The organism is Dickeya sp. NCPPB 3274, from assembly GCF_000406205.1.
GTDB classification, from domain to species: Bacteria; Pseudomonadota; Gammaproteobacteria; order Enterobacterales; family Enterobacteriaceae; genus Dickeya; species Dickeya fangzhongdai.
The window spans coordinates 4721667-4741756 of record NZ_CM001979.1 but is presented as its reverse complement, the minus strand read 5'-3'; the positions used below and the strand labels follow the sequence as shown (position 1 = coordinate 4741756).

Genomic DNA, 20090 nt, shown 5'->3' with positions numbered 1-20090 from the left:
CGGCGATAGCGAATTCTATATATTTATAGCGGCTAAATCTATCATTTTAACCGGGTTCGGCCGGTGTTCTCCTTTCTACCGGAGAAACAGGGAATTAGCGCTGGAAATTGCACCGTTACACGTTGGATTAATGATTGATGACAAACAGGATTATTGGTCTGAGGAAACATCGATCAGAGAAAAAATGAGGTGTAATAATTAAAATAAAAAGACAAGGTAAATAAATATTTACTCTGTTTTTAACCAGTGAGGGAAATATATTCATCAATTCATAAAGTGAATTATCAAATAATATTTAATGATGTGGTGGTTTATTTCAAAATGTGTTTATACCGTGGGCGGAGGGCGATGACGCTATCGAAAAATGGCAGAAAGTTGAACAGCCTGGCGACATTCCGTTTTACGATTCCGATCTTAAATCAATCCTCTCTTTAACGTATGACGAACGCATTTTGTACAGGATTCTTCGCTGGCCTTCATGTATTATAGGCGGTTTATGATTTAAGGCTTATCTGATATAGGTATAAAAAGATGTTAGACACATCTTTAAATATATTACATACCGAGTCCTCTTGTGGTTGGGGCGGGCAGGAAATTCGTATTCTTACGGAGTCTCAGGGGATGATGAAGCGTGGCCATAAGGTCACTATTCTGTGTTGTCCGCACTCCAATATTTATCGCGAAGCGCAGGCGCGGGGCATTGCCGTGGTTGGGCTGCCGATCGAGAAAAAACGGTTGTCGTCCCTGCTGGCGTTGGTCGGTTGGCTGCGTCAGCACGGCTGCGCGTTCGATATTATCAATACGCACAGCTCCACCGATGCCTGGCTGGTAGCGGTCGCCGGGCTGATGCTGGGAAAACGGGTGCCGCCGATGGTGCGTACCCGCCATGTTTCCACCGACATCAACCGCTCGCTGACCACCCGCTGGCTGTACATGACCGCAACCCGCCACATCGCCACCACCGGCGAACGGCTGCGTCAGCAGTTGCATCGCGACAATCGCTATCCGTTGTCGCATATGACCTCGGTGCCGACCGGCATCGACCTGAATTTTTATCGTCAGGCTGCCCGACAGAGCGCCCGTCAAACCATCGGCGTGCCGGATCGGCCGACGCTGGGTATTCTTGCGACCATGCGGTCCTGGAAAGGGCACACCTATCTGCTGGAGGCCTGGCAGACGCTGGCGAAGGATTTTCCGGACTGGCAGTTGCTGATGGTGGGTGACGGGCCGCAGCGTCAGGCGCTGGAACAGCAGGTAGCATCGATGGGGCTGGCCGATCGGGTCATTTTTCTGGGCAACCGCGACGATGTACCGGACTGCCTGAACAGCATGGATCTGTTTGTGCTGCCCTCCTACGGCAACGAAGGCGTACCGCAAAGCATCATGCAGGCGATGGCCTGCGGCTTGCCGGTGGTGTCGACCACGGTCGGCGCGATTGACGAAGCGGTGGTCAATGAACAGACCGGCTATCTGATTACGCCCAAAGACACCGCGTTGCTGGAACAGAAATTGCGTCAACTGATGGGCGACGATGCGTTGCGCGCCCAGTTTGGCGAAGCGGCGCTCAAACGCGCGTCCGAGCAGTTTGGCGCGGATATCATGCTCGACAGAATGACCACCATTTTCCGGAATAGCCTGCGGTCGACTCGTTCATGAGTAAATTTTCCGCCCGGCTGCGGATTTTTCCGCGCGGTCTGCCGCAGTTGCTGAAAAAGCCCTGGCGTCGCGCGCCGACAGCGGTGAAACGCATTCTGGTCGCCCACAATCTGTTGCTGGGCGATACCGTGATGCTGACGCCGTTGCTGGCCAAGCTGCGGCGTAATTACCCGCAGGCGGAAATCGTGCTGCTGTGCAAGCCGCCGTTTGTCGAGGTTTATCGCCTGAATCCCTACGGCGTAGTGCCGATGCCTTATCAACCCGCTTCGGCGGCGTCGGTGTCGGCGATTGTCAACAGCGGGCCCTATGATCTGGCGTTGATTCCAGGCGACAACCGCTATAGCTGGCTGGCGCTGGCGGCGGGCAGTCGTTGGATCGTTGCGCATCGGCCTGCGCTGCACAACGCCAAGAGCTGGCCGGTTAATGAATACCGTGACTATCCGGTCGAACCGATGGCGTGGGGTGACGCAATGGCCGCTCTGACGGACGGCGAGTTGCCTGCGCCTCAGCGCTGGTCTGCGCCAGCGTGCGATTTTTCCCCGCCGAAGTCGCCTTTTGTCGTACTGCATGTCGGCGCCAGCAATCCGGTGCGTTTCTGGCCGCCGGAGCGCTGGCTGGCGTTGGCGGATTGGCTGGCGGCGCAAGGTTACACCCCGGTATGGAGCGGCGGCGGCAATGAACGGTATATCGTTGACGCGATTGACCCAGAGCGGCGTTATCGCAGTTTTGCCGGTGAGTTGTCTTTGTCGCAACTGCTGACACTGCTGGCGGGCGCGAAAGCGCTGATCTGCGCCGACACCGGCGTGGCGCATCTGGCGAAATGGGTCAATACCCCGACCATGACGCTGTATGGTCCGGGTAATCCAGTCGCGTTTGGCCCCGGCCGCTTCTGGCAGAATAACCCTATTATCAACATCGGTTTCCATCCGATTCCCTGTCGCGACCAGCACACGCTATTTGGCCGCGAATTGTCCTGGCTTGAACGGTGCAATCGGAATGAAACGCGCTGCCTGCAGTTCTGTGACGGGCAGGCCGCGTGTATGCAACAGATTTCCCTCCCTGAGATTCAGACGGCTTTTACCCATTTGTTGAGAAAGATTTAATGACAACTCAGTTATCGTTTAGCACCCGACGTACCGATAATCGCGGCCTGTATTTTCTCAGTGCGCTGGCTATTTTTGTTAACCCGCTGGCCGAAGCGCCTAAAAACATCGTCATGGCGCTGTTGCTGCTGTGGGTGATCGTTCAGGCGGTCATGAATAAAAAAGCGCGCCAGTGGTCAGGATGGGATCTGTTTTTTGCCCTTTACATACTCTCGTATCTGGTTGGTCTGCCTTTTTCCGCTTATCACACTGAGGTGCGTTCTCTGACCGATGTGGCCCGCTATATGTTGTTCGGTTGGGTGATTTATCGCGCCAGTTTCAGCGAAAAGCAGAAAATCGGTCTGGTGTTCTGGGCCACGTTGGGGACGTTCGTCGGCCTGATTTATGGCGCGTGGGAACACTTTTACCTCGCCAGGGAATCGTACTGGACGCTCAACTCGGTGGGGCATGTGAATCACGCCGCCATCTATAACGCCATTATTTGCGGGATGGTGCTGGCTGTTCTGTTCAGTTACTGGTCGACGTTGAGCGTTGGCAAACGACTGATGTGGATTGCCATGCTGGCGCTGTCTCTGGTCTATGTGGCGTTTGGTGAAAGCCGGGCGACCTTTGGGGCGATGATGGCGGTAGTGGCGATACTCTGCCTGGGGTTCGCCAAAAGAAATAAACGCCTTATTTACCTGCCGGTGCTGTTTATCATCGGCCTGATCGGTATCGCTCTGCTCAGCAATGCTCGCGTGGTGGTCAAGCAGGAGCAAAATGAGGCGGCCAATAACGTACTGAGTTATCGCGATGTCATCTGGCGTTCGGCGCTAACCGAAATCAAGCAGCATCCGCTGTTTGGCGTCGGCAAGGAAAACTTCCAGAAAGTGGACATTGTGAATCCGGGCAACGTGATCAGCCATATTTCCCATTCGCACAATATCTATCTCAACGTACTGGCGGAAAACGGTATCTGGGGAGCTTTTTGGGTCTTCAGTCTGTTTGGCGCGATGGGTGTGACGCTGGTGCGTTATATACCGAAGAAAAATGCGTTGCCGGTTTCCTGGCTGTCGTGGGGAACGGCCTGCTCGGCATTGGTGGTCACGCTGGTGGTCGGGCTGGTTAACACCACTTTCCATCATGAACATGCCAATCTGAGCATGCTCTGTTTTGCACTGTGGCTGAGCCAGTATCGCTACGATCGTCAGCGCTTTATCTGATCTGACTGCCGGGTCATGGACGTAACGTCGGTCATGACCCGGCTTCTTTTACCGAAAGGCAGGCGCCGAAAAGCGCGGCGCGCCCGGTATAGCATCAAATCAACTGTTCATAGAGTTTGAGCATGTTATCGCTCAGAAAGCGCAGGTCGTAGCGTTCCACTTTGGCTCTCGCCTGTTCGCCAAATCCGTCGAACCCGGTTTCGCAAGCCTGTCGTACCGACTGGCGCAGACCGTCATAGTCCAGCGAATCGCAAACAAACCCGTTCAAACCTGGCTGGATAAACTCTTTGCCGCCGCACTGTTGTGACGTAATCACCCCCAATCCGCTGGCCATCGCTTCCAGCACCACATTCGGGAACGGGTCGTACAGCGTCGGCAGCAGCAACATATCCGCCGCGCCGTAATAGGGGCGGGTATCCGGCTGCATACCGACGAAATGAACCCGATCGGCGACGCCGAGTCGCCGGGCCAGACGCTGGTAACGGCGGCTGTGCTTATCCTTCCCCACCACGATCAGGTGCGGATGCTGAGGAACGCCGCTGATAGCGTGAATCGCGCCCGCCAGCCCTTTGCGCTCGAAACCGGAACCGACAAACAGCATCACCGGCGCGTCGTGCGGTACACCCAGTTGCTGACGCAGCGCGTGGCGGTAGGTCGCGCGCAGGTTGGGGGTAAAGGTGTCGGTGTTTACCCCGTTGTAAATCAGATGAATTTTATCGGCAGGCACGCCAAAGTAGTGGCGGATTTCATCCGCTACCATCTGCGAGTTGCAGATCACGGCTTTCAGCGATGGATGTTGATACATCGCCTTTTCCTGTGCCATCACATAGCGGTGAAAACCGGACCACCACAGTAGACGCCGCTGCAGCGGGTTGAGAATTCGCGAGCGCTGGGTAAGCCAGGACTGATGAACGCCGTCGCCGGCGCGGTAAATATGACAGCCTGGAATACGTTCGTGGCTCTGCACCAGATCGAACGCGGCGAAGTGCTGCTGAGCGGCCTGTGCGAACGCGCTTTCACGCTGGACCCGGCCGGTAATGCGTGGGTTACAGATGATAACGTTGCGATTGGCTTGCTCCGCGCCTTCCCAACCGCGGGTGATAACGCTGACATCCAGTGAACGGTGGTTGCTGAGTGCGTCGAGCGCTCTGGAAACGAAGCGCTCCGCCCCGCCGTCCGGGCGGTATTTCTGCCGCACGATAGCCAGTTTCATCCCTGTGCCTCCAGCAGTGCTGAATCAACCGCCAGCAACACCTGCTGAACGCTGATTTGTTGCAGACAGTCGCTAACCTTGCTGCCGCCGCAGCCGTCTTTGCCGCAAGGGCGGCAGGGATGGCGGTCGGAGACTATCACCCGGTTGATGGTCATCCAAGGCGCCCATTCGGTTTCTCCGCTGGGGCCGAACAGCGCCACCACCGGCGTTTGCATCGCAGACGCGATATGCATCGGCACCGAGTCCACGCCCAGCAACAGTTGCGCTTTGCCGATCAGGCTCGCCAGCTGTTTGAGCGTCAACTGGCCGGCCAGATCCAGCACCGGATGGGTCAGGCGCGACTTGATGTCGGCGATCATCGCCATTTCGCTTTCCGCCGGCGAAGCGCTCAGCACGATGGTGTGGCCGCGTTCGCACAGGGTGTTGATGGCTTCCGCCATGGCGCTGCTCTTCCAGCATTTGAACAGCCAGCGCGATGTTGGATGAACCACGATGAAGGGTTGCCCCTGCCATTGCTGGGCCCGCAGTTTCTGGTCTACCGCCCGATCGGCCTCTTCGCCGGCGATCAGTTGTAACCGACGCGCTTCCGGTTCTGGCTGGATCCCCAGCACTCGCAGGGTATCCAGATGGGATTCCACCGTGTGGCGGCGCGCAATGCGCGGTACGCGATACTGAAACGTCTTCTTCCAGAACGACAGTTTGTCGCGTGAGCTGTTGCGAAAGGTGACGCCGAGCGGGATGCCCGCCAGACGTGCGATCCATAAACCGCGCATACTCTCGGTCAGGTGAATGATGGCGTCATAACGTTGCGCCCGCAGTGTTTTCAGCAACGCCCACTCTTTCGCCAGATGACCGAACGCCCCGAGTTTTTTCCATTTTTTGTCGACGGTATAAAGCTGGTCAATCGCCGGATGCAGCGACAGCATTTCCGCCGTGTCGGCAAACACCAGCGCGTCGATTTGAGCGTCCGGATAACGCTGACGCAGAATGGAAAATAGCGGCGATGTCAGCAGCACATCGCCATGATGGCGGAATTTGGTAATAAGGATTCGCCGGAGTTCAACCTTACGCGGTGAGGTCACAGTAAAACCGCCTTATTCAGTCAATAGAGAAGCACAGTGCTGCCACACATCGGCGGCGCGGAGATCCGCCAGATCGCGGCTGCCTGCCGGACGGCAGACATGCTGGTTTTGGCCATAGCCGCCAATCAATCCCGGGTCGGTCGGGCCGTACAGCGTGATGTTGGGGCGGTCGAGCGCGGCGGCGAGGTGACTGAGCCCGGTATCCACCGAGACCACGGCTTGTGCGCCCGCCAGCACGCCTGCGACTTGTTCCAGAGTAAGCCGGGGCAGCACGTCCACGTGAGAAAACCCGGCTGCCAGTCGCTGCGCCCGCTGGTGCTCGTGCTCCGCCCCCCAGGGCAATTTGATGCGCAGTCCGCGAGGTTCGGCCAGCGCAATCAGTTCGCGCCAGTGCGACTCCGGCCAGTGTTTTTCATCCCGGGTGGTAGCATGCAGAAACACCAGATACGGCTGGTTGTCGGCGGGTTGTACCGACAGAAAACGCGCCGCAATGGCATAATCGCCCTGCTCCGTCGGTTTGCGGTAGTTCAGGCTGACGGAAAACAGTTCCCGGATGCGTTCTACCGCGTGCTGCTGGCGATCGATCGGATGTCGATACTGATAAAACCAACTGGCCAGCGGCTCGCGGGCGCTTTTCCAGTCCAGCCCATGCTTGTTGCCGAGGGCCAGACGGGTTACCAGCACCGCGCTTTTCAGCAGCCCCTGCGCGTCGATGACCGCATCATAGCGTTTTTCCCGCAGCAGTGTTTTGAACGCGGCCCGCTCTGCGCGGGTTTCACGGCTGAACCAGCTTTTGCGCCAGCGGCGGATTGCCACCGAAATAACGCGGTCAACCGCCGGGTGCCAGCCGGGGATCTGGGCAAAACCTTCTTCCACCACCCAGTCGAACTGGATGCCGTGAATCACCTGCATCGCATCGGTGAGTGCGGGCAGGGTGTGCAGCACGTCGCCCATGGAAGACGTTTTGACGATCAATACCCTCATGCAGGCTCCCCTTTGGCGGGCAGATAGCGTGACAGGGCATCCAGCACCTGTTGCGGCTGAATATCGATCAGGCTCTGATGATACCCCTGTTCGGTATCGCCCTTGCGCACCCGGTGATAACCGGTGATCAGGCGGATGACTTCGGCCTGGTGGGAGAGCGGCGGAGTGAAGTCCGGGCTGCTGGGGCCGTACAGCGCCACCAGCGGGCGGTTGAGCGCCGCTGCCACGTGCATCAGACCCGAGTCGTTGCTGACGATCGCCTGACAGGCGGCGATCAACACCACCGCCTGATCCAGCACAGTCTGCCCGGCCAGATTAAGACAATGTTCGCGGTCATCGGCACTCAGGGTTTGACGGATGTCCTCACCCGCTTGACGGTCATTGTTCGAGCCGAACAAAACGACCTGATAACCTTGTTCAATCAGCGCTTGTGCCAGCGAACCGTAGTGGTAATGCGGCCAGCGTTTGGCCGGGCCGAACTCGGCGCCGGGGCAGAAACCAATCAGCGGCCGGGCGTCGGTCAAATTAAAGGCGGCGGTGATATCCGCAATTTCGGCGTCATTCACCGCCAGCTGCGGCCACAGTAAAGGCTGAGGCAAATCAGCAGCGGTATGAATGCGGGCTCGGTCATAGGCCAGCGCGACATAGCGCTGCACCATCAGCGGGAAAGCGGCTTTGTCCAGAACCCGTAGGTCATTGAGCAGACCGTAGCGCATTTCACCGCGCCAGCCGGTGCGACGCGGAATGCCGGCAAAAAAAGGCACCAGCGCCGATTTGAAGGAATTGGGTAGCACATAGGCGCGATCGTATCGCTGCTCGCGCAGCGATACGCCCAGTCGCCGACGTTCGCCGAGCGCCAGCATGCCGTGTCCCAGCGGCATGGGTAATGCCTGATGTACTTCGGGCATGCGCGCCAGCAGCGGGCGACACCAGGCCGGCGCCATCACATCGATGATGGCGTCCGGGTGTTCGGCCTTCAGGGTGCGGTAAAGACTGTGCGACATCATCATGTCGCCCACCCAGGAAGGACCGATAACCAGAATTTTCATACCGTTCGTGTTTCCTTACGGCAAAGCGAATCAGGCGTTGCGGTTCAGCCAGGTCAGGTAGTCGGCGACCCCTTCCGCTACGGTTTTGAACGGCTTTTCATAACCAGCGGCGCGCAGGTTGGTGAGGTCTGCCTGCGTGTAGGCCTGATAGCGGCCTTTCAGTTTTTCCGGGAAGGGGATGTACTCCACGCCGTCTTGCTGGTGATAAGCCAGTACGGCATCCGCCACGGCCTGGAAGGATTCGGCACGGCCGGTGCCGCAGTTGAAGATGCCGGAAACTTCGTGTTGCCAGAACCACAGGTTCACCGCCGCCACGTCGCCGACATAGATGAAATCGCGTTTGAAATTTTCGCTGCCGGCGAACAGTTTTGGTTTTTCACCCTGATTGATCTGGTTATTCAGGTGGAACGCCACGCTGGCCATGCTGCCTTTGTGGCCTTCGCGCGGCCCGTAGACGTTGAAGTAGCGAAAACCGCAAATCTGTGAGTTGGTTTGCGGCAGAATTTCACGCACATACTGGTCGAACAGGAACTTGGAATAGCCGTAGACGTTCAGCGGCTGCTCATATTGACGGTCTTCCACGAAGTTGTCGGTACGGCCGCCGTAGGTAGCGGCAGAAGAGGCATACAGGAATGGAATTCCGCGCTCCAGGCAGTAGTGCAGCACGTCTTTGGAGTACTGATAGTTATTATCCATCATGTACTTGCCATCCCACTCGGTGGTGGAGGAACAGGCGCCTTCGTGGAAAATAACGTCGATATCGCCCAGATCGTCACCGGCAACGATGCTGGCGAGGAAATCTTCCTTATCCATGTAATCGGCGATGTCCAGATCGACCAGATTGGCGAACTTGGTGCCATCCTTAAGGTTGTCGACCACCAGAATATCCCGATACCCGTCATCATTCAGCGCTTTCACGATATTGCTGCCGATGAAACCAGCGCCGCCAGTTACGATAATCATGGGAGTTACCTGCTATCTTGCTGGTGGAGCACCGTGCTCCACACCTATTGACCGCTATAATAGCATTTCGACGCATCACAGACATCCTGTGCGGATTTTCCCGCCGCGTCTTGCCAACCGCTTCGCATTTCCGGCGTGATCGCTGTGGCATTTTGTGGCTGACCCGTCAGCCCGGCTCGCATTTCTCCACTACCTTTACCTCCATAAGACCTACCGCCGCTTGGCGGTAATTCCGATGAAGGACGAAAAGGAGAGCCGCGCCATGCCTGATGCGTTTTATCACCAATTGACCGCCCAGCTTGCCTCGCTGCGCGACGAGGGGCTGTTTAAGGATGAACGGCCGATCACCACGGCGCAGCAGGCGCAAATCACGGTGGCGGACGGCGGTGAGCTGATTAACTTATGCGCGAACAACTATCTGGGGCTGGCCAACTACCCGGCGGTGATCGACGCGGCTAAAGCCGGGCTGGATAGCCACGGCTTCGGCATGGCGTCGGTACGTTTTATCTGCGGTACGCAGGATATTCACCAGACGCTGGAGCGCCGGCTGGCGGCGTTTCTCGGCATGGAGGACGCTATTCTCTACTCCTCCTGCTTTGACGCCAACGGCGGGTTGTTCGAAACCCTGATGGGGGAAAACGACGCGATTGTGTCCGATGCGCTCAATCATGCGTCGATCATCGACGGCATTCGCCTGTCAAAAGCGCGCCGTTATCGTTACGACAATAACGATATGCATCAGTTGGAGGCACGGCTGAAACAGGCCCGGGCGGAAGGGGCGCGTAATCTGATGGTTGCCACCGACGGCGTGTTTTCGATGGATGGCGTGATCGCCAATCTGCGCGGTATTTGCGATCTGGCGGAGCGCTACGACGCGCTGGTGATGGTGGACGACTCCCACGCAGTGGGATTTGTCGGCGAACAGGGACGCGGCACCCATGAATACAGCCAGGTGATGGGGCGGGTGGACATTATTACCGGCACGCTGGGCAAAGCGCTGGGCGGTGCGTCCGGCGGTTATACCGCCGCCCGGCGGGAGGTGGTGGAGTGGCTGCGTCAGCGCTCCCGGCCGTACTTATTCTCCAATTCGCTGGCGCCGTCGATTGTGGCGGCGTCGATCAAGGTATTGGACCTGTTACAGGATGGGCAGATGCTGCGTCAGCGCCTGTGGCATAACGCCAGTCTGTTTCGTCAGCGGATGACTGAAGCGGGGTTTACGCTCGCGGGCGCGGATCACGCCATTATTCCGGTGATGCTGGGCGACGCCCGGCTGGCGCAGACATTTGCGGCGGCGTTGCGACAGGAAGGCATCTATGTCACCGGTTTTTTCTACCCGGTGGTGCCGCACGGGCAGGCGCGCATTCGTACCCAGATGTCGGCGGCGCATACGCCGGAACAGATTGAACGGGCGGTAGCGGCGTTTATCCGGGTCGGCCGTCGGTTGGGCGTGGTGAAGTGAGGTGAAAATGATGAAAGCGCTGGCGAAACTGCGCCCGGAACCGGGCATCTGGCTGACTGACATTCCCGCGCCGGAGCCGGGCCACAACGATGTGATGATCAAAATCCACAAAACCGCCATTTGCGGCACCGACGTGCATATCTACAACTGGGATGCGTGGTCGCAGAAAACCATCCCGGTGCCGATGGTGGTCGGGCATGAGTATGTCGGTGAGATCGTGGCGATAGGGCAGGAAGTGGAAGGGTTCAGGATTGGCGATCGGGTTTCGGGCGAAGGGCATATTACCTGCGGCTATTGCCGTAACTGCCGTGCCGGACGCCGGCATCTGTGCCGCAATACCTCCGGCGTCGGCGTCAACCGGCCGGGGGCTTTCGCCGAATATCTGGTGATTCCGGCGTATAACGCGTTCCGTATCCCGGCGGCGATTCCCGATGACATCGCTGCTATTTTCGACCCGTTCGGTAACGCGGTGCATACGGCGCTGGCGTTTGATCTGGTGGGCGAAGACGTGCTGGTAAACGGCGCGGGGCCGATTGGCGTCATGGCGGCGGCGGTTTGCCGCCATGTCGGCGCCCGTCATGTGGTGATTACCGACGTCAATGACTACCGGCTGGCGCTGGCGCGGCGGATGGGCGTTACCCGGGCGGTGAATGTGTCGCGGGAATCGCTGACCGACGTGATGCGGGAACTGGGCATGACCGAAGGGTTTGACGTCGGGCTGGAAATGTCCGGCGCGCCGGCGGCTTTACGCACGCTGCTGTCGGTGATGAACCACGGCGGTCGCATCGCCATGCTGGGTATCCCGCCGGAAGCCATGTTGGTGGACTGGAGTGAAATCATTTTCAAGGGGCTGGTGATTAAAGGCATTTACGGCCGTGAGATGTTTGAAACCTGGTACAAGATGGCGGCATTGATCCAGTCCGGACTGGATCTGTCGCCGATCATCACCCATCGCTACGCCATTGACGATTTCCAAAACGGGTTTGATGTGATGCGCTCCGGCCAGTCCGGCAAGGTGGTGCTGAGCTGGTAACCGGCCGCGCCGCCGATAGACGACGCAGCTCGCCGTATTACCCCAGCCAGGTTCGCCAGTGCTGTTTCAGGTAGCTGACGGCGGGACTGGTCGCCAGATTACGTCCAAGCTGCCGCCACAGATCCGACTGAGAGATCGCCGGCAGCGGCTGTTTGATCGCGCAGACCTGGATGGGGCGCAGCCGTTTTTGCGCCGGTGCGGTCGGTTGCGACGCGAGGTACGTCGGCACCGGCGCATAGCGCGGCTCCGGTTCGTTCAGCAATTGACTGGGGCGCACCAGTACGATATCGGCCGGCAGCGTGGGCAACATCTGCTGCAACACCTGAATGGTGGTGGGGTGAGGGTGACCGATAGCGATGGCGTATCCGCTGCGTTGTGCGATCTCCACCGCCCGGCTGAACTGACGCCGAATGTCGGCGACGTTCTGGGTGTCGTCCAGGAAGACCTTGCGTTTGAGTACCTTGATGCCGGTGCCGGCCGCCGCCCGGCTGGCCTGACTGCTGCCGATGGTCATGCTGTCGAGGAAATAGAGGCGGTAGGCGGTCATCGCCTGCATCACCTTCTGCATGCCCGGCAGGCTGGCGGTCATGGCGCTGCCCATGTGGTTGTTCAGCCCGACGGCGTAAGGCACCTTGTTGACCGCATCGCGCAGGATGCGCGCGATTTCCTCGCTGCTCATGTCCGGGCGCAGCGTGTCACGCTCCAGCGGCTGCTTGCTCATCGGCGCCATCGGCAGGTGAATCAACACTTCTCTGCCTTGCGCATGGGCCTTGGTCGCCATGTCGCGGGCGTATGGCGCATTGGGCAACACGGCCACGGAAATGGCGGTGGGCATCGCCAGCACCTGATTTTCGTTATGCGGGCGGTAGCCGAAATCATCGATCACCAGCGCCAGTTTTCCTGCCCAGACGGGAAGGACCAGCAGCGTGCTGGTGAGCGTCATGCCGGTGATAGCCAGCAAGCGGGAAATGAATGGACGCAAACCTACCTTCCTAGCCAGGGTAAGGGGTTGACCGCCTGTCCCTGACGTCGAATTTCAAAATAGAGAGCGGGCTGATTCTGCCCGCCGCTGCTGCCGACCAGCGCCACCGGCTGACCGGCTTTCACCTGCGCGCCTACCGACACCAGCGCGCTCTGGTTATAGCCATACAGGCTCATGTCGCCCTTACCGTGTTCCAGTACCACCACCTGACCATAGCCCTGCAGCCAGTCGGCCATCAGCACGGTGCCGTCGGCGATGGCGCGCACCTCGGTGCCTTCGGATGCGCCGATCACCAGCCCCTTCCAGCGCAGTTCGCCCTGCAACGGTTCGCCGAAACGGTGCAACGTACGGCCGCGCACCGGCCACACGTACTGGCCGGCCGGCTGACCCAGACCGCCGGTACGCGCCATCAGCGAACGCTCTTGCTCAGTGGGTTTGTAACTGGCGCCGCTGCGTTTGGCCTGTTCTTCTTTTTCACGTAGTTTGGCTGCTTCGCGGGCTTCTCGCTCCGCTCGCGCCTTGGCTTCCCGTTCCGCACGCGCAATCTGGTCGCGCAAACGGGTTTCGTTCTGGCGCAGCTCCGTCAGTTGTTGCTGGTCTTTTTCCAATGCGTTTTCCAGCGCGCCCAGCGTCTTTTGACGTTCGCTCTGCGCCTGCTCCAGCGTTTTCTGCTGCTGCTGTTGGTCGCCGAGCAGGCGTTTTTGCTGCGCCTGTTTCTGCTCCAGTTGCTGCTTCTGGCTGGCAAGCTGCGTACGGGTTTGCTGTAACGCGGTGATGGATTGCTCACGCGCCTGATTCAGGTAATTGAAGTAGGCGAGGATGCGTTCGCGACGCTGACTTTCCTCACCGCTGAGGATCAGTTGCAGGGCGCCATGCTGGCCCTGACGGAACGCGGCATCCAGCTGTTTCGCCAGCAGGGTTTCCTGCGTTTTCTGTTGGGTTTGCAGTTTGGCGATGGAGGTGTTCAGGCTGCCGACATCCTGACTCAGGCGTTCAAGGGTGGCGCGGGTGTCGCGTAGTTGACGGGTGGATTGAGCGATCGACTGTTCCTGCTTTTTCAGTTGCTCAAGCAGGGCGCTGCGGCGTTGCTGCTGTTCCCGGACGCTTTTTTCCTTCTCTGCGATGTCTTGCTGCAGGGATTTTAACTGTTGCTGGCCGTCGTCGCTCCAGCCGGGGCATGGCAACAGCAGCACGCCGACACAAAGCACACTGGCGCACCGGATTAACAGTTTGTCACGACCCGTCGGCAACGGTACAGAGAACGCTTTTTTGCTCATGGCGAAAGATTATTCCACGATGAACAGCGCCTTACCAGTTGTCTCGTCAGGGATTTCTATTTCCATCCATGACAGCGGCCGGCCTTGGATCCCGCGGATAAATGCAATCCGCCGCGCATAATCATGATGCGATGTTGGCTTACAGGCTGTAATTGCGGTATCGCACAGGTATACTCAGACACCCTGTATTTGAATTGCTTAACTGATTTCGGAGTCGTTACACCCCATGCAAGAGATTATGCCATTCATCAGCCGACACCCGATTCTGAGCGTGGCCTGGATTGCCCTGCTGGTCGCGGTCATTGTGCTTACGGTGAAGAGTAAACTGTCCAAGGTAAAAGAAGTGGCTCGTGGTGAAGCGATCCAACTGATTAATAAAGAAGATGCGGTGGTGGTAGACACCCGTAATCGTGATGATTACCGTCGTGGACATATCGCCGGCGCCGTCAACCTGTTGCCGAACGACATCAAAAACGGCAGCCTGAGCGAGCTGGAAAAACACAAGGCGCAGCCGGTGATTGTGGTGTGCGCCAACGGCATGGCATCGCGTGAATCGGCAGAGAACCTGTTCAAAGCCGGGTTTGAGCGCGTCGTGATCCTGAAAGACGGGCTGGCTGGCTGGAGCGGCGAGAACCTCCCGCTGGTGCGCGGTAAATAATGCGACGCCCCGTCAGAGGGGAGTCTGTTTGTGTTATGGCGTGTCCTTCCTGGCGAAGGGAAGCGCGCAAGGAAATCTAACGAAAGGGTATTATTCAACATGTCTGAACAAAACAACGGCGAACTGACTTTCCAGATCCAGCGTATCTACACCAAGGATATTTCTTTCGAAGCGCCGAACGCGCCGCAGGTGTTCCAGCAGGAATGGAACCCGGAAGTCAAACTGGACCTGGATACCGCATCCACCCAGTTGGCTGACGATGTGTACGAAGTCGTGCTGCGCGTGACCGTGACCTCCACCCTCGGCGAAGAAACCGCGTTCCTGTGTGAAGTGCAGCAGGCGGGTATCTTCACCGTCTCCGGCATCGAAGGCACCCAGCTGGCCCACTGCCTGGGCGCTTACTGCCCGAACGTGCTGTTCCCGTACGCGCGCGAGTGCATCACCAGCCTGGTGTCCCGCGGCACCTTCCCGCAGCTGAACCTGGCTCCGGTTAACTTTGACGCTCTGTTCATGAACTATCTGGAACAGCAGGCAGGCCAGGACGGCGACGCTCAGACGCTGGATGCCTGATGAACCCGTCTGATGCAGCAATGACGGTGATCGGTGCCGGATCTTACGGCACCGCGCTGGCGATCACGGTGGCCCGCAACGGCCACCGTGTGGTGCTCTGGGGCCATGACCCCGCTCATATTCAGGCGTTGCAGGCCGCACGGTGCAATCAGGCGTTCCTGCCCGACGTACCGTTCCCGGATACCCTGCAACTGGAAGCTGACCTGTCGCAGGCGCTGGCCGCCAGCCGCAACATTCTGGTGGTGGTACCGAGCCATGTGTTTGGCGATGTGCTGCGCCAGCTCAAGCCCCATCTGCGGGCGGACGCGCGACTGGTGTGGGCCACCAAAGGGCTGGAAGCGGAAACCGGCCGTCTGTTGCAGGACGTCGCCCGCGAAGCGCTGGGTAACACGATCCCGCTGGCGGTGCTCTCCGGGCCGACTTTCGCCAAAGAGCTGGCGGCCGGGCTGCCTACCGCGATCGCGCTGGCATCGACCGATCAGCCGTTTTCCGACGATTTGCAACATCTGCTGCATTGCGGCAAAAGTTTTCGCGTCTACAGCAACCCTGATTTTATCGGGGTGCAGCTGGGAGGCGCCGTGAAGAACGTGATCGCCATCGGCGCCGGCATGTCTGACGGCATGGGGTTCGGCGCCAATGCGCGTACTGCGCTTATCACCCGCGGTCTGGCCGAGATGACGCGGCTGGGCGTGGCGCTGGGGGCCGACCCGACCACGTTTATGGGCATGGCGGGCCTGGGCGATCTGGTGCTGACCTGCACCGACAACCAGTCACGCAACCGCCGTTTCGGCATGATGCTGGGGCAGGGGATGGAAGTGGTCAGCGCCCAGAACCAGATTGGTCAGGTGGTGGAAGGCTACCGTAATACCAAGGAAGTGATGGCGCTGGCGCAGCGCTACGGTGTGGAAATGCCGATCACCGAGCAGCTTTGGCAAGTGCTGTATTGTGGTAAAGACGCGCGTGAAGCAGCCTTGAGCCTGCTGGGTCGGGCGCGCAAAGACGAAAGCACCAGCCTGTGACGGCAGGGCATTGATCGGGCTTCCCTCGGGAGGCCCGTTGTTGTTTTATTCTGATAGAGCGTTGTGTAGTCGTGCATTGTGCAGTAGTAAGCGGTGAAGCGGTGGGTTGACGGTTTTTCAAAGAGGTGTCGCGATGTCGAATGATGAGCTGGAACTGGTTTGGAAAAACATTAAGGAAGAGGCGCGCAGTCTGGCGGAATGCGAACCGATGCTGGCCAGTTTCTTTCACGCGACGCTGCTGAAACATGAGAATCTGGGCAGCGCATTGAGCTACATGCTGGCGAATAAGCTGGCTAACGCCATCATGCCGGCGATTGCTATCCGTGAAGTGGTGGAAGAGGCCTACCGCGCCGAACCGCAGATGATTGCGTCCGCTGCCCGCGATATTCTGGCGGTGCGCCTGCGCGACCCGGCGGTGGATAAATACTCGACGCCGCTGCTCTATCTGAAAGGATTTCATGCTCTGCAGGCTTACCGTATCGGCCACTGGCTGTGGCGGCAGGAACGGCAGGCGCTGGCGATTTACCTGCAGAACCAGATTTCAGTGTCATTTGGGGTGGATATCCACCCGGCGGCGCGCATCGGTTGCGGCATCATGCTGGACCATGCCACCGGTATCGTGATCGGTGAAACCGCCGTCGTGGAAAACGACGTTTCCATCCTGCAATCGGTCACCCTGGGCGGGACCGGCAAGACCAACGGCGACCGTCATCCCAAGATTCGGGAAGGGGTGATGATCGGCGCGGGCGCCAAGATCCTGGGTAATATCGAAGTGGGATGCGGCGCCAAGATTGGCGCGGGTTCGGTGGTGTTGCAGCCGGTGCCGCCGCATACCACGGCCGCCGGCGTACCGGCGCGAATTGTCGGCCGCCCGGAAAGCGATAAACCCTCGCTGGATATGGACCAGTACTTCAACGGCTCGTTGCGCGGTTTTGAAGACGGCGACGGCATCTGATATTTTTTCCGGCCTGTCTGCCCGGCAAGCCGGATAACCGGATTTTTTCACCCTAGCCTCTGCGGGCCCCTCTCTTTTTCTATCTATCTGCTGGCAACGTCGGCGCTGTCGCTTTTAAGAACACATTAGTACCGCTGGAATATTCTGTTGCCTGCGCGTTATCCCTCTTATTGTGACAAGTCGCCTGATTTGGTTGTTTCTTATACACTTTACCTAGGAAGTCTCTCAAAATCGCCGGATCGGCCCGGTGGTTTGGCTTTAGTTGTATTTAATATCGCAAAAATCATTATATATCGGTGGTCGGATCATAAACCTCTGGAAATAAACGCCAGACCACCCGGCCTGCCGGTTATTGGCAATTCGCTCTGGACATGTTTTTTATGCAATTAAAATTGACATCACACACCTGCCTCTTTGCACTGTCTTCCCTATTTTTTACCCCGGCATTTGCTGCCGCGCCGTCTGGCGAAAATACGGCGTCTGATGCCGTTGAAAGCGGCTCGGGGCCGGGAATCTGGCAGCGCGCCGGCGATAATCTGTCGGAGACCTGGCATCACTGGCAGTCTCAGGATCTGTATGTGCCGGTCATGACCTGGCATAACCGCTGGACTTACGACAAGACGAAGACCGACAGGTACAACGAACGACCCTGGGGAGCGGGCTATGGCGTATCCCGGCTGGATCGCGATGGCGATTGGCACAGCCTGTACCTGATGGCGTTCAAGGACTCTTTTAACAAGTGGGAGCCTATCGGCGGTTATGGCTATGAAAAACGCTGGCGGCCGCTGGAAAATCAGGATTTTCAGTTGGGGCTGGGCTTTACCGCCGGGGCAACCATGCGGGACAACTGGAAATACATCCCGATCCCGGTGCTGCTGCCGTTGGCGTCGGTCAGTTATCAGCGCCTGTCTCTTCAGGCTACTTACATTCCCGGCACGCATAATAATGGCAACGTGTTCTTCGCCTGGCTGCGCTGGCAATTCTGACAAATCGATTGGTTATATTTTGTTCTTATGTAAACCAAGTTGAGGAAAATACGGCCACGTAACTCGACTACAATGCTCTTCCTGTTAACAGCGATAGAGTGAGTTACGCCGTGCCGTTATTGATCATCACCACGATTTTGTGGTCGTTTTCCTTCAGCCTGATTGGCGAATACCTGGCCGGCCAGGTCGACAGCTGGTTCTCAGCCATGTTCCGGTTGGTGCTGGCGGCGCTGGTGTTTCTGCCTTTCCTGCGCTGGCGCGGCTATTCCCCCAAAGTGTTGGGGCTGTATCTGCTGGTGGGCGTTTTCCAGCTTGGCGTCATGTATCTGTTCCTGTTCCGCAGTTACCTGTACCTCAATGTGCCGACGATTCTGCTGTTTTCGGTAATGACGCCGCTGTACGTCACGCTGATTTACGACCTGCTCAGCGGGCATCGCCTGCGCTGGGGCTATGTATTCAGCGCCTTGCTGGCCGTTCTGGGCGCGGCTGTGATCCACTATCACGGCGTGAGCGAACATTTCTGGTGGGGACTGCTGCTGGTGCAGGCGGCCAATATCTGTTTTGCCGTGGGGCAAGTAGGATATAAACGGCTGATGGAAGTGCATCCGATGCCGCAGCACAGCGCCTTTTCCTGGTTCTACCTCGGTGCCGCGCTGGTGACGCTGGTGGCCTGGGCGCTATTCGGTAATCTGACCAAACTGCCCACCGCACCGGTACAGTGGGGGGTGCTGGCGTTCCTTGGCGTGGTGGTGTCGGGCCTTGGCTATTTCATGTGGAACTACGGCGCGACTCAGGTGGACGCCGGCACGTTGAGTATCATGAACAACTTTCACGTCCCGGCCGGGTTGCTGGTCAATTTCGCGTTCTGGCAGAAAACGCCGAACTGGACCAGCTTTCTCATCGGTTCCGCGATTATTGCGGTGGCCTTGTGGGTGCACCAGCGTTGGGTCGTGAAGCGTCCCGCACAAACGGCAGATGCTCGCAGGCATGCTGGCGCGCGGAACGAATAAACGCTTCGATAACCGGCTGACGCTGCTCGCCATCGCGCACGGCGGCGTATAGCCGGCTCCACAAGCCTTCTCCCAGGGTTTTGGTGACGACCAGCCCCTGACGTTCAAAGCTCTCAACCACCCAGTGCGGCAGCGCGGCGATGCCCATGCGCGCCGCCACCATCTGGATCAACAGCAAGGTATTGTCTACGCTTTTTAGCGACGGGCTGACCCCCGCTGGTTGCAGAAAGTGGCGCCACACATCCAGCCGCTGACGCTGCACCGGATAAATCATCAGCGTTTCCTGCGCCAGATCTTCAGGTGCAATTATGGCTTTGGCGGCTAGCGGATGATCCGGCGACAGCACCAGCCGTACCTCAAAGTCGAACATCGGCGAGTAGTGCAGGCCGCTGCGCGGCAGAATGTCGGAGGTCATCACCAGGTCCAGCTCGCCTTGTTGCAGCGCAGGTTGCGGGTCGAAAGTGACGCCGGATTTGAAATCCATCACCACTTGCGGCCAGCTTTGGTGGAAGTTCTCCAGTGCCGGCGTCAGCCACTGAATACAACTGTGACACTCGATCGCCAGCCGCAAGGTGGTCTGATGCGGCTCGTTGCATGCCTGCAGCGCCTGCTGTATCTGCGGCAGGATCTGTTCGGCCAGCTGCAGCAGAATTTCTCCCTGCGGCGTAAAGCGCAGCGGCTGGCTCTTACGGACGAACAAACGGAATCCCAGCCGTTGTTCCAGATCGCTGAACTGATGCGACAGGGCGGATTGCGTTTGATGGAGCTGTGCGGCGGCGGCGGCTAACGATCCCGTGTTGCGCAGCGCCTGCAGCGTCCGTAAGTGTTTAAGTTCGATCATGAGAGTCCTTCACAGTGACAGTGAATAAATTGCGCTTGTACTTACTAC

At 58.4% G+C, this 20090-nt stretch carries 19 protein-coding genes; 11 read left to right on the top strand and 8 right to left on the bottom strand.

What is annotated here, in order from left to right; all coding sequences use genetic code 11:
• Nucleotides 1-531 precede the first annotated feature (531 nt).
• The 3 genes from DXX3274_RS21175 to DXX3274_RS21165 are packed head-to-tail and all read left to right on the top strand — an operon-like array spanning nucleotide 532 to nucleotide 3961.
• Entirely contained in the window at nucleotides 532-1656 is a 1125-nt protein-coding gene (locus DXX3274_RS21175; protein WP_042861535.1) for a glycosyltransferase family 4 protein, read from the top strand.
• Nucleotides 1653-2759, top strand: coding sequence for a glycosyltransferase family 9 protein (locus DXX3274_RS21170; RefSeq protein ID WP_042861534.1), 1107 nt, complete (start codon nucleotides 1653-1655; stop codon nucleotides 2757-2759). Before DXX3274_RS21175 ends, DXX3274_RS21170 begins: the two co-directional genes overlap by 4 nt.
• Nucleotides 2759-3961, top strand: coding sequence for an O-antigen ligase (locus DXX3274_RS21165; RefSeq protein WP_042861533.1), 1203 nt, complete (start codon nucleotides 2759-2761; stop codon nucleotides 3959-3961). The genes DXX3274_RS21170 and DXX3274_RS21165 overlap by 1 nt, the downstream gene beginning before the upstream one ends.
• Nucleotides 3962-4055: 94 nt before the next feature.
• On the opposite strand, the gene DXX3274_RS21160 is transcribed toward DXX3274_RS21165, so the two are convergent.
• The 5 genes from DXX3274_RS21160 to rfaD are packed head-to-tail and all read right to left on the bottom strand — an operon-like array spanning nucleotide 4056 to nucleotide 9252.
• A complete protein-coding gene (locus DXX3274_RS21160) occupies nucleotides 4056-5174 on the bottom strand; it encodes a glycosyltransferase family 4 protein (RefSeq protein WP_042861532.1) in 1119 nt (372 codons plus the stop codon).
• Nucleotides 5171-6256 carry a putative lipopolysaccharide heptosyltransferase III gene (rfaQ, locus tag DXX3274_RS21155; protein WP_042861531.1) on the bottom strand — a complete coding sequence of 362 codons (1086 nt, stop codon included), beginning with the start codon at nucleotides 6254-6256 and terminating at the stop codon, nucleotides 5171-5173. The genes DXX3274_RS21160 and rfaQ overlap by 4 nt, the downstream gene beginning before the upstream one ends.
• Before the next feature lie 12 nt (nucleotides 6257-6268).
• Complete coding sequence (gene rfaC, locus DXX3274_RS21150) at nucleotides 6269-7240, bottom strand: lipopolysaccharide heptosyltransferase RfaC (RefSeq protein ID WP_042861530.1); 972 nt, start codon at nucleotides 7238-7240, stop codon at nucleotides 6269-6271.
• Nucleotides 7237-8289, bottom strand: coding sequence for an ADP-heptose--LPS heptosyltransferase RfaF (gene rfaF, locus DXX3274_RS21145; RefSeq protein ID WP_042861529.1), 1053 nt, complete (start codon nucleotides 8287-8289; stop codon nucleotides 7237-7239). The genes rfaC and rfaF overlap by 4 nt, the downstream gene beginning before the upstream one ends.
• A gap of 30 nt (nucleotides 8290-8319) precedes the next feature.
• On the bottom strand, nucleotides 8320-9252 hold the full coding sequence (rfaD, locus tag DXX3274_RS21140) for an ADP-glyceromanno-heptose 6-epimerase (protein WP_042861527.1): 933 nt from the start codon (nucleotides 9250-9252) through the stop codon (nucleotides 8320-8322).
• 262 nt (nucleotides 9253-9514) lie between these two features.
• Here rfaD and DXX3274_RS21135 point away from each other — a divergent pair, with 262 nt between their 5' ends.
• Nucleotides 9515-10711, top strand: a complete 1197-nt coding sequence (locus tag DXX3274_RS21135; protein WP_042861526.1) for a glycine C-acetyltransferase — start codon at nucleotides 9515-9517, stop codon at nucleotides 10709-10711.
• Nucleotides 10712-10721: 10 nt separating this feature from the next.
• Nucleotides 10722-11744 carry an L-threonine 3-dehydrogenase gene (gene tdh, locus DXX3274_RS21130; protein ID WP_042861524.1) on the top strand — a complete coding sequence of 341 codons (1023 nt, stop codon included), beginning with the start codon at nucleotides 10722-10724 and terminating at the stop codon, nucleotides 11742-11744.
• A 37-nt stretch (nucleotides 11745-11781) separates the two neighbouring features.
• On the opposite strand, the gene DXX3274_RS21125 is transcribed toward tdh, so the two are convergent.
• Both DXX3274_RS21125 and envC read right to left on the bottom strand, forming a co-directional pair.
• Nucleotides 11782-12687 (bottom strand): divergent polysaccharide deacetylase family protein, encoded by a 906-nt coding sequence (locus DXX3274_RS21125; RefSeq protein WP_042862261.1) that lies wholly within the window; start codon nucleotides 12685-12687, stop codon nucleotides 11782-11784.
• Between the two features lie 41 nt (nucleotides 12688-12728).
• Entirely contained in the window at nucleotides 12729-14003 is a 1275-nt protein-coding gene (gene envC / locus DXX3274_RS21120) for a murein hydrolase activator EnvC (protein ID WP_050569914.1), read from the bottom strand.
• A 226-nt stretch (nucleotides 14004-14229) separates the two neighbouring features.
• Between envC and DXX3274_RS21115 the strand changes: the two genes are divergently transcribed.
• From DXX3274_RS21115 to DXX3274_RS21090, 6 genes are all read left to right on the top strand, one after another.
• Nucleotides 14230-14661, top strand: coding sequence for a rhodanese-like domain-containing protein (locus tag DXX3274_RS21115; protein ID WP_042861523.1), 432 nt, complete (start codon nucleotides 14230-14232; stop codon nucleotides 14659-14661).
• Between the two features lie 99 nt (nucleotides 14662-14760).
• Nucleotides 14761-15231: a protein-export chaperone SecB gene (gene secB, locus DXX3274_RS21110; RefSeq protein ID WP_042861522.1), complete on the top strand. Its 471-nt coding sequence runs from the start codon at nucleotides 14761-14763 to the stop codon at nucleotides 15229-15231.
• Complete coding sequence (gene gpsA / locus DXX3274_RS21105; protein ID WP_042861521.1) at nucleotides 15231-16250, top strand: NAD(P)H-dependent glycerol-3-phosphate dehydrogenase; 1020 nt, start codon at nucleotides 15231-15233, stop codon at nucleotides 16248-16250. Before secB ends, gpsA begins: the two co-directional genes overlap by 1 nt.
• Nucleotides 16251-16383: 133 nt before the next feature.
• The gene (gene cysE, locus DXX3274_RS21100; RefSeq protein WP_013319915.1) at nucleotides 16384-17205 is read left to right on the top strand and encodes a serine O-acetyltransferase; all 822 of its coding nucleotides are present in this window, start codon (nucleotides 16384-16386) and stop codon (nucleotides 17203-17205) included.
• 380 nt (nucleotides 17206-17585) lie between these two features.
• A complete protein-coding gene (pagP, locus tag DXX3274_RS21095) occupies nucleotides 17586-18191 on the top strand; it encodes a lipid IV(A) palmitoyltransferase PagP (protein WP_152495287.1) in 606 nt (201 codons plus the stop codon).
• Nucleotides 18192-18301: 110 nt separating this feature from the next.
• Nucleotides 18302-19201: a carboxylate/amino acid/amine transporter gene (locus tag DXX3274_RS21090; RefSeq protein ID WP_042862258.1), complete on the top strand. Its 900-nt coding sequence runs from the start codon at nucleotides 18302-18304 to the stop codon at nucleotides 19199-19201.
• On the opposite strand, the gene metR is transcribed toward DXX3274_RS21090, so the two are convergent.
• Nucleotides 19104-20042 (bottom strand): HTH-type transcriptional regulator MetR, encoded by a 939-nt coding sequence (gene metR / locus DXX3274_RS21085; protein WP_071604004.1) that lies wholly within the window; start codon nucleotides 20040-20042, stop codon nucleotides 19104-19106. The two genes, DXX3274_RS21090 and metR, sit on opposite strands and share 98 nt — an antisense overlap.
• Nucleotides 20043-20090 lie beyond the last annotated feature (48 nt).